The following is a 10,722-nucleotide window of genomic DNA, read 5'->3' on the forward strand; positions in this document are numbered from 1 at the left end:
AGGCAAACCTGATCCCCGTTTCCGGAGCGTTTGGACAGATAAGGCAACATCTGCCGATATTGACCCTGATTCCATACTGGTCAGACAGGATGCTGCCCATGCCCAAAGTCGAACTGCCCGAACGTCGCAAGGATGCTGAAACGGAAACACCGTCCACGTCCGCTGCGCCTGCTGCCCCGTCGACAGTCAGGAGAAGCCGCGCGGGAAGGCGTTGGTTGATCCGATTATGCGCTCTGTGCCTGGCAATCTTTATCCTGCTGCCAACGCTGCTTAGCATTTTTGGGCAAATTCCCGGACTGATTTCGAAAGTGCATCCACGGCTGGCGGAGACACTTCAGTTTCGCACGATTCAGCTTCACTGGTGGTCGGCCATTGAAATCAAGGGCCTGCGTATTCGTGATGTGACCGCGAATGCCCCGGAAGATGATTCGTCCGCTGATGTACCCGGCGACGACAACTCAACATATGGCCCTGACGGATTGCCGGATGGTCGTTACGTCTTTAGTTCTGAAGTTGTCACAAGTCGCGAACCGCTGTGGAGAGTAGCCCTGCAAATGGGGCGCGGCGTAGAACTGCGATTTCAGCAACCCGTCCTGAATCTCGTTGTCCGGGACGATGGTTCCAATCTGCAAAAGACGCTGCAGCATATCAGTGGTTCCAGCGGCGTCAGTCACGAATCCTTCCCCGTGCGTGTGATCTTTGAAGACGGGACTGCCTTTGTTCAGTCGGTGGCAAGCGACGTGCCGGGATTGCAAACGGGCGACGCGGTCAACAGCAAGACAACTTCGCCGACAGAATCGACACGCGTAACGAACATCAACGGAGTCTTCTCCACGCTTGATTCGACGTTCGCGCTGCCGGAGTTGCAGCTGGAAGCCTGCATCAATGTCCCCGAAAATTCAGAAGCAGGTGGCAGCATTGACCATGCCCTGTCATCCGCTTCGCAGTTGAATCCTCGTCTGGCGGCGAACCTTGATGATCTGACAGCAGACTTCACGCTGTCGCCTCTGATCGATCCACAGGGTGAGTTTGATAAGTCGGCTTTGTTTGGGCAGCAGGACGGCGTATCGCCTGATGGACCCACAAACGCAGGATCCAGGCTGCGCATTCAGATCACCGGTTCGGATACCGTCAACAGCCGCCAGTCGGCTGGTTCCGGCGGGGACAACACCAACACCAACGCCAATAGCCGACAGCGCTTAAGCGTTGCCGCGCGCGAACTGGATCTGAGGGTGGTTCAGCCACTGCTGAGCTACCTGGTTCCGGACCTTCTTTGCGATGGGCAGGTCTCATGTGATGTCCAGGCAGAGCTTGGCGGACACAGAATCGCAGACGGGCTTGTGGGCCGGTTCCTCTTACAGGGCCAGAACATCCGGCTTCGCCAGAACACCTGGGCAGCAGGCGAATGGCTTGATCTCGGTAACACGTCGGGTTCTGGTGCGGGCGCATTTGCTGTTGACGGGCTGCTGCTGAAAGACATTACTCTTCAGTCAGATATCGTTTCCCTGCGTGGCAATGGAGAATTGCGGCATGCGGCAGATGAGAGCGCAACTGCAGGGGACAGCCAGTCATCCGCACCGAACCAGTCGGCAGAACTGCAGGGATCGGTTGATGTCGCTGGAGTGACCCGGATGCTTCGTTCGACACTTGCCTTGCGAAACGACGTTCAGATTCAGGCGGGTCAGCTGGTTTTCAGTTTGAACGGTGAAGTTGTTGGGGATGCCGCAGGCGAAACGGACCACGCGGCGAGTTCGCTGGCTCGATGGCAGGCTTCAATTCGACACGAAGGAATTCAGGCGACGCAGGCAGGCAAGTCCATCAGTCTTGATCCTTCGCTGCGCATTGATGCTGTCGGACCATTGGAGTCAGGACTTCCTGTTGTGCGGCAGTCTCGCCTGACAGGTGCCTTCGGATCGCTGGATCTGAGCCCCGGTGAAGGTTTCTGGCAGATAGCCGGCAACGTTCAGCCGGATCTGCTCTGGCAGCAGATCCAGCAGTTTGTGCAATTGCCCCGGCCCGGAATCCGGGGCGGCATGTCTGTGCAGGCTCGCATTGGTCATCAATCGGATCGCATCACGCTTTCAGGATTGCAGCTCAACAGTTCCGATTTGAAGGTCAGCAGCAGTCAGTTGACGGTGTTTCCGCAAAACCCCGTTCCGCAAATGTTTGACGGCAGCGTACACCTGAAAGGCACCGGCTCGGCAATTCGGACACTGATCGCGCCGTGGCACTCGGCAACATGGCTGGCGGAATACGCAGATGTCACCGTTGAGCTTGCAGCGCAGCCTCAAAAGGCCATTCAGTTACAGGCTCGCATACAGCCCATTCCGGCTGCAGCGGCAGTGGGGACGCCTGTTCGTTCGGTTTCGGCCAGAAGAACGCCGACAGTCAGCACAGCGAAAGAAGTGTCGACCTTTCAGATTGATGAAGCGATCATCGATCTTCAGCTTCAGAACATGACGGGGCTGGACGTGCTGGATGTCAGAAGCGGCCGGTTGTTGCTTCCGGGCATCGCCGCTCAGTTCAAGGGGACGGTCAGCACCATCAGTGACCTGGTTGTCGTTGACCTGACCGCAGAAACCGAATACGACCTGAATGCGTTGTGCAACCGCCTTCTGCCAGAGGACACCCCGATCAGGCTGAATGGCCGTGGGCGAGATATCTGGAAAATCACGGGAGCACCCGCCGTTCTGTCGGCGGAGACTTATGCTGCAAATGCCGGAACCACAAGGAACGTTTCTTTGCCCGCAGGTGTCGGTCCATTGCAGGCCGTCGGAGGAATTACATGGCAGTCCGGTCGTGCCTGGGGACTGGCACTTGGAAGCAGCCAGGTCAAAGCGACACTGGAAAACGGGATCGTGCGGACAGAACCTATTGAATGTGCGGTTAATTCCGGAAGCCTTACCGTGATGCCACTTTACGATCTGATTCATGATCGCGTTCAGATGGCCACGGGCAGCCGAATAGAGAATCTGCCGATCACGCCGGAATTATGTCGTCAGTGGCTCGGTTATCTGGCACCAATGATGGCGGATTCCGCGAACGTGTCGGGAGAAGTATCGGCTCGCGTGGAACGATTTGATTATCACCTGAATCAACCCGAAGCGTCAGACATCGCTGCAACCATCAGTATTCACCACGCAGAAGCTGCACCCGGGGCTTCTCTGCAGTCACTTCTGGAGACACTGGACGTCATCCGGCGACTTGGTAAATCGGATCGCAGTTCACTGGTGCGTTCGGTCGTTCTGCCCCAGCAACAGATTCCGATCGCGCTGCGACAGGGTGTGGTAACACATCAGGGACTGATTATTGAACTGTCCGGCTATCGCGCTCAGACAAGTGGTGCCGTCGGTCTGAATCGTCAGTTGCAAATTATGCTGGACGTTCCGCTCGAAAAAGCAACGGGCGGAAACGACTTTCGCAGTATTCGCATTCCGGTTCGCGGGACGATTGATTCGCCACAGCCGGACACAGCCGGACTGCTGCAGAATCTTGGCACACAATCGATTCAGAATAACCTGAACAACCAGTTGAATAAGCAATTCAATAAGTTGCTGGATAAGCTGTAACAACGCAGCGGGCCGTCAGATGTTCAGTACGATGCCCAGCAACACTGTATCCTGCGCTGCAGAGCGATCACTGACCGTTGTAATATCCAGCAGCGGAGCGAATCCCATGCTTCGAATGTATTCCAGAGACAGCATGACATTCGGGTGAGGGTCGTATCGGAGGCCAAGAACGGCCTGCTGATTGAATTCAAACTGCGATCCGGCGGGACCTTGTTTTCCTTCGCTCCAGCTTCCGGAAATTCGCAGGGGATGATTGTTCCAGATGGTGTCGTAGGCGGTCTCCGCGCGGTAAGCAACGACGCGACGGTCTGTGGCCGGCCACGATCTCATCGTCGTGACCATTTCGTATTCTATTCGCCACGGGCCAAATTTAGACGCGAGGTTGAAGTCAACAGCGCCGTTCATGTCTCCGGAAACTGCAGGATTCAGATGTTCGGCAATCGCAGCGTCATAGATGGTCCCATGCAGATAGCCTCCTCCGATAGCGATCCATGAATCCGGAGCAACAGGCCATTGATACCTGGCGTTTGCGGCAAAGTTATTGATGTGCCCACGCTGTTCCGAATCGGCCACTCGAATTCCACGGCTGCCGTTCAAGGCGGTTACACTGGCGTTGAAGCCGTCAGTCGCGTATCCAATTCCGGCACCTTCTGCCAGGGGAGCAAAATAGTGCCAGACGACCGACTGACTGTAGGGACTGAGCGTTCCCATATCGCCAAACGAGACATTCTTCTTGCCGATGAAGGCATACCACGGACTTTGCGTCAGATCGCCAAAGGCAACATACGCCTGCCGCATCTGAAAACTTCCCTGTTTGAAGTCCGGGAAGGTAAACACATCTGAAAACAGCGTTTCTGCGTATCCATGCGCCCAGGTATTGAAATGAACAATTCCAGCCGCATTCGCCTGTGTCATTCGAAAGTCTGTGGCCGCATTTCCGGTAAAGTCTGGTGGGAAACGTCCGAGATACGAAAACTTACCAGGTCGCGTCACGGCCGCTGCCATCCCCGAAACTCTCATCTGGCCACCCACAACAACCGATGGCGATGTCGTACACGGGCTGCCGGGAATGACCAGCAGCAGTTCCTTGTCGGATTGACGATTTTGAAAGTCCAGCAACGGTTCTGTGATGCTGGTATCGAAGCTCAGATAACCCTGTGACCCGCAGCGGCCAGATGGACATCCCGCAGTCATTCCGTTGGTCTCGCAGGATCCGGAATCGTAAACCTGTGTGAAGCTGTGTCCGGGCGAGAAGATACTGTTGGGGCCTGATCCGTTGGCTGGCGCCGTGAATCCGGAGTAAGGGGCGGTGTAGCCAGTTTCGTGAATCCCGCCGACAGACGATGACATTGCCGGCGGACCGGGCGCCAATGGCTGTGCGGACACCGAAACAGCGCAGGCCAGAAATACAAGGGAGCATGCAAAGAGTTGTCTGAACTTATTGAATGCGTTCACGATCGTTGGCTGCCGGAAATGGAATGGGGGAAGTTACGTTCGCAACCGGTGTGAGTTCTTCCGTAAGAATGTCACGTGATATTTATGGTTGTATCGGTTGCGCCGAATGCGCAAAGCAGGTTGTTGCTGGCAGATGCAACATTCTTCGCAGACTGGCCATCAAATGCCCTTTGTTGTCCCGATTCAGCCGGAAGGACCGGCAATAACTGCCATCCGACACAGCTCACCTTTGGACCGGGTCATTGAATGCCAGAGACGTGTGGGTTTCCCACGGAATGGTCAAATGACGTTCTGCCGGGGTGATACATGACCGTGGGTTCTGCTCCGGCTACAATTTTCGGCTCACGTCAACAGAGGCCCTGTGCCGCACCGGAGAATGAGATGTCAGACTTAAACGCTGAGTGGATCATTGAAACGACAACGGAGAACTTTCGCCAGGACGTCATTGAGCAGTCGATGGAGCGTCCGGTGGTCGTGGATTTCTGGGCCCCCTGGTGCAATCCATGCAAACAGTTGATTCCAATGCTGGAAAAACTGGCCAACGAATTCGCAGGGAGATTCGTCCTGGTCAAAGTCAACGTTGATGACTGCCCGGAAGTCGCTGGTGCATTTGGGGTGCAGTCGATCCCGTTTGTCGTGGCCATGGTGAATGGTCAGCCAGCCTCTCATTTTCAGGGCATTCAGCCCGAACCACAGTTGAAAGCCTGGATTGAGTCTTTCGTGCCATCCGCTTCGGCTGAAGCTTTCGATCAGGGGCAGCAACTGGAGGCAGATGGAGCCACAGAACTCGCAGAAGCCGCTTACCGAAACGCCGTTCAGGCAGACCCGGACAAAGCAGCGTACAAGATCGCGCACGCTCGCGTGCTGCTGGCACTCGATCGACAACAGGAGTGTCGTGAGATCCTGGACGAACTGAATGCTCGAGGATTTCTTGAACCCGAAGCTCAAGTGCTGCAGCAGCAATTGGAGCTCCGAAGTCAGGTTGAAGATTCCGGCGGAGTCCAGGAGGCACGTTCAGCGCTGGAATCAAACCCCGATGATTTGTCCCTTCAAATCAAACTGGCCGAGGCTCTTGGTGCAGATAATCGGTTTGAAGAAGCGTGCGAGATGTGTCTTGCCATCATTGGAAAAGATAAGGGAGACATCGGGACAAAAGCCAAGGAAGTGATGGTTGGAATTCTGGGTGTCATGGGGCCCAAATCGAAACTGGCTTCTGAACTTCGCCGCCGACTGGCAACGGCCTTTTATTAGGATCCGCGTAAAGAAAGCCCGGCTGAAAGTCTCACCGGGCAAGCACTCACCGGCTCCCCATCGCCTGAAAGACGCGTTTGCGGAGTGCTGCACCTGAAGGTGGGCATTGCGATTGAATCAGTTATGCAGGTTACGACATTTCCAGCGCGATGAGGTCGTGTTGCAACGCCCAGTTCCCGGTTGCCCTACCTGCCTCACGCCCGGCCTGAGCTAAGTTTGGACGGACATCAACTTGGTTTCTGCGGTTGTCTGCCGCAGGCTTACAGGATCGTAACCGGACTGCATCATGTCGGATCATCGCGCTCAAGTTCCCCTCTGGCTCTCGACGAGCATCGTCGTACTGATCGCGCTGGTCACGGCAAATGTCATGGCGTGGAGAAGTGTCGAACCGGACTTGTGGGGGCATATCCAGTACGGTGAGGACTGGATCCATGCCGGAGAAATGCCTCGAACCGCCACGCATACGTTTTCTACCCCTGATCATCCCTGGATCAACCACGAGAATTTCTTTGAGCTGTCGGTAGCGTTTGGTCAGAGAACGATTGGCGGCGCGGGAATCATTGTTTTCAAGTGTTGTGCTGGTGTCTGGCTGCTTTGGACAATGGTTATCGTCGCACGACGTCGACAGGTATCCACGGTGGCTGCCGTCGTGGCAATGATTCCTGTTGCGTGGGGACTTGCGGAATTCTGGCTGGCTCGACCCCAGCTGTTTAGTTTTTTGTTCTTCGGTGTGATGTTGATTGCCTTCGAGAAGGCTTACTCTAACTGGACGGTTGACCGAAGCATTCAATACAGGTGGCTCTGGCTTTGTGTTCCTTTGACAGGCATCTGGACGAATTCGCATGGTGGCTTTGCAGCGGGACTCTGTGTCTTCATTGCAATCAACGGACTGCGCGTCGTTGAGCTGGTGATCTGGAATCGCAATCAGAATCAGCAACGATCGTGGATTGATGCTCTCCGCCAATCGAAAGCTACGATTCTTTCGCTGGGCACTGTTTGCGCGTTCGCCGTGGGGGCCATTTTTGCAAATCCATATGGCTGGGAACTCCCCTGGTGGATGCTGGTCTCCCTGAGTCAGCCGCGACCTGAAGTCTCGGAGTGGGCCAACATTCTTGACGGAGGCGTTGCAATCGTCCCATTCGGGGTCCTTTGTCTGCTCACATTCCTTGGACTTCGCTGGACCAGCGTTCGTCGGGACTGGGTTGAAATCGTTGTGCTGCTGCTGATTGCTGTTCAGACAATTGGGCATGTTCGCCATCTGGCTTTTTTTGCGATCGCATTCGGCTACTGGATGCCGGCGCACGTGGCCGGGGTCTGGAAACGTCTTGTCGAGTGGCGTCCCACACTGGGAACGCATCCGGAGTTTTCACGCAACGCCGCGCGAATGCTGATCGCGGAGGTCTGTCTGGTGGCGCTTCTGCTGTTTGGAGCCCTGAGCTGGCAGTTCAGTCGATTTGGCGTCGACCGAAGTGAATACCCGGTCGCAGCATTCGAGTTCATGAATGAAAACCATATCGAGGGCCGACTGGTTGTCACTTTCGACTGGGCTCAGTACGCGCTGGCTGCGCTGGCCCCGAATACGACAGTCGGATTCGACGGGCGATATGACACTTGTTACCCACAGGAAGTCGTCGACATCAATTTTGATCTGTTGTTTGGTCAGGATCAGTCTCGTCGTCATCGCGGCAAGAATTCCGGACCTGTCGATTCAAACCGGGTGCTGGAACTGGGCCATCCGAACCTGGTTTTGATGGATCGAATTGCAGACCGGCCTGCCGTTCAGTTTCTGGATCAGCACGACGACTGGGTGCGGATCTACAGCGACGGACTCTCTGTTCTGTGGGGCCGGAGTACGGTTTATGACGACCCGGATTCTCCGCACTATTTGCCGGTGGCTCGGCGAAGGTTCTCGAACGATATGCCGAAAGGGATCGCTCAGTGGCCCGGTTTTCCGAATCGGGCAGGGAAAGACGCATTCAATCCTGTGACAGCGAAGCAGGCGTCCGCCAGTCGTGTCGCGTCTAATCCCCAGAAAACGCTGTAGGCACGACACCTCGAAAAGATTCTTCCGCGGGTCCCTGCATGAAGACATTCTTTCGATCCGGCCATTCAATCTGCAAGACACCTCCGCGCATCTGGATGCTGACGGGCTGATTATCCGGGAATGCTCCGTAGGCAATTCCGGCAACGGCGACCGCGCAGGCGCCGGAACCGCAGGCCATGGTTTCACCGGACCCGCGTTCCCAGACACGCACTTTTGCTCGATGGCGATCCAGCACCTGAACGAATTCGACATTCGTGCGGTCCGGAAACAATGTGTGATGTTCGATCGCCGGACCGTTTTCTGCGAAGTTAATTTCGTCGAGTGTTGAAACAAAGATCACAGCGTGTGGATTACCCATCGAAACGCAGGATGCGACCACCGGTTTTTCGGCGATCATAACGTTGCTCACAACCGTCTGCCGGACCAGGGCATCCGCGGATCTGATGGCTGAGTTGGCGTTACTGGGTGAGGTGTTCGTGTTGAGGCGAGCCTCACTTGCAGGGCCCATGTTCACGCGGACGACTGCTTTTTGCTCTGCCGTATGGGATTCAATCACCGATGTTTCGACAATTCGGCTCTGTGTTTCGATACGAAAAGAAGTCTGAGCAGGGCTGTGATGCTGATGAAGCCACATTGTGATGCACCGGATGGCGTTCCCACACATCGCTCCTTCGGACCCATCAGAGTTGAACATCTGCATCCGGGCGTCTGCCACTTTGGACGGCAGCATCAGAACCAGACCATCAGAACCGATGCCCGTGTGCCTGTCACTGAGCTGAACGGCCAGTGGTTGCGGCTGAGGGGGCGCCGGAGCAGCGAAACAGTCGATGAAGACGTAGTCGTTGCCGCAGCCATGCATCTTGATAAACGGTAATTGTCCCATCGCAGAGGTATCCCCGACTGGATTCATGACCAACGACGGCCGTCCCCCGAAAGTTCATAAGAAGAAGACGGGAGATCAATAGCGGGCCAGGTCGGCTGGTGTTTGCGTGAGCCCCAACTGACTGACCAGCTCCTGTGCGCGGCTGACCATCATCTTGAGCTCGCTTTGCAGAGCCAGAAACTGCCAGCCTTCTCCGATGCGCTGATTGACTTCATCAATGGTTTGAAGGTGAATTCCAACCGGAGTCCCGGTCTTCCTGCCGGCGGCCAGTATCCGCTGAAGCATGGCTTCGAATTCCTCAGGGGTTGGTTCCGTTCCGTCTGGCTTCTTCATCTGCCAGAACAAATCATTGGGCCCAACAAAAATTGCATCCACACCGGGAAGACTGTAGATCGCTTCGGCGTTGTCGACTCCCTGAGGAGATTCGGTTTGCAGGATCACCAGCACTTCGTCATTCGCGTTCTTGTAATATTCGCCGGCGGACGCCTGAAAGTTCTGTGCCGGAATGCTGCCCCCAATAGACCGATTGCCTGTCGGTGGATACTTGGCCGCGGCGATCGCAATCTTCGCTTCTTCCACGGTATTAACCATGGGGACGACAACACCCATCGCCCCACCATCAAGAACGCGTTTGATCAGATCGTGGTCGCCCCGCGGCACTCTGGCCAGGGGAACACAGCCCGCATCGGCGATGGTGGCGAACATCAGAGAAGCCATTTGCCAGTCAATCGGAGAATGCTCAAGATCAACCGTCAGCCACGGGAAACCGACCCTGGCCATCAATCGTGCGGTAAATACGTCACCGAATGACAACCATGTTCCCACCTGTGGTTTTCCGGCGGCCAGAGCGGCCTTGACGGGGTTCTTTTTCATCGCCTGAGTAGATCCGAGCTGAAAAATGGGTTCAGATTCAACGCCTTTGACTGAACAACCAAGTGTTGCGACAGCCCGATAGAAACGCAAGCAGACACCCTATGGCCAAAGTTTACTTTTACTACTCCGCAATGAACGCCGGGAAGTCAACCGCCCTGCTTCAGGCTGCCTATAACTACCAGGAACGGGGCATGAGGCCATTGCTGCTGACCCCGCAGTTGGATACGCGATTCGGCGCCGGGCGAATTGCTTCACGAATTGGTCTGCAGTCAGAGGCGGTGACATTTAACCAAACCGATTCGCTTCTGGAAATTGCCCGGCTGCAGCATCAGGCCGAATCACTGGCGTGTGTATTTGTCGATGAAGCACAGTTTTTGACCCGACGGCAGGTGTTTGAACTGGGCGAAATTGCAGACCGCATCGGAATTCCTGTGCTGGCGTACGGATTGCGCACGGATTTTCAGGGGAATCTGTTCGAAGGAAGTCAGTACCTGCTGGCGTGGGCTGATGTTCTGTCTGAAATCAAGACCATTTGTCACTGCGGACGAAAGGCCACGATGGTGCTGAGAATCGATTCCGAGGGAAAACCCCTGCGAGCCGGAAATCAAATTAAGGTGGGGGGCAACGAAAGCTATGTGTCCGTCTGC

Annotated in this window: 7 protein-coding genes; 4 read left to right on the forward strand and 3 right to left on the reverse strand. The window is 55.6% G+C overall.

Features of this window, described 5'->3' with window-relative positions; all coding sequences use genetic code 11:
- Positions 1 to 98: 98 nt before the first annotated feature.
- Positions 99 to 3,569 (forward strand): hypothetical protein, encoded by a 3,471-nt coding sequence (locus R3C20_11975; GenBank protein ID MEZ6041219.1) that lies wholly within the window; start codon positions 99 to 101, stop codon positions 3,567 to 3,569.
- A gap of 15 nt (positions 3,570 to 3,584) precedes the next feature.
- On the opposite strand, the gene R3C20_11980 is transcribed toward R3C20_11975, so the two are convergent.
- Positions 3,585 to 4,919, reverse strand: coding sequence for an LbtU family siderophore porin (locus R3C20_11980; protein ID MEZ6041220.1), 1,335 nt, complete (start codon positions 4,917 to 4,919; stop codon positions 3,585 to 3,587).
- A 486-nt stretch (positions 4,920 to 5,405) separates the two neighbouring features.
- On the opposite strand from R3C20_11980, the gene R3C20_11985 reads away from it, so the two are divergent.
- The gene (locus R3C20_11985) at positions 5,406 to 6,275 is read left to right on the forward strand and encodes a tetratricopeptide repeat protein (GenBank protein MEZ6041221.1); all 870 of its coding nucleotides are present in this window, start codon (positions 5,406 to 5,408) and stop codon (positions 6,273 to 6,275) included.
- 286 nt (positions 6,276 to 6,561) lie between these two features.
- Complete coding sequence (locus R3C20_11990) at positions 6,562 to 8,319, forward strand: hypothetical protein (protein ID MEZ6041222.1); 1,758 nt, start codon at positions 6,562 to 6,564, stop codon at positions 8,317 to 8,319.
- On the opposite strand, the gene dapF is transcribed toward R3C20_11990, so the two are convergent.
- Positions 8,297 to 9,202: a diaminopimelate epimerase gene (gene dapF, locus R3C20_11995; GenBank protein MEZ6041223.1), complete on the reverse strand. Its 906-nt coding sequence runs from the start codon at positions 9,200 to 9,202 to the stop codon at positions 8,297 to 8,299. The genes R3C20_11990 and dapF overlap by 23 nt on opposite strands.
- A 75-nt stretch (positions 9,203 to 9,277) precedes the next feature.
- Entirely contained in the window at positions 9,278 to 10,075 is a 798-nt protein-coding gene (locus R3C20_12000; GenBank protein ID MEZ6041224.1) for an aldolase/citrate lyase family protein, read from the reverse strand.
- A gap of 101 nt (positions 10,076 to 10,176) precedes the next feature.
- On the opposite strand from R3C20_12000, the gene R3C20_12005 reads away from it, so the two are divergent.
- Positions 10,177 to 10,722: thymidine kinase (locus tag R3C20_12005; GenBank protein ID MEZ6041225.1), on the forward strand; the 546-nt coding region annotated here is incomplete at its 3' end.

Source organism: Planctomycetaceae bacterium (assembly GCA_041398825.1).
Lineage (GTDB): Bacteria > Planctomycetota > Planctomycetia > Planctomycetales > Planctomycetaceae > F1-80-MAGs062.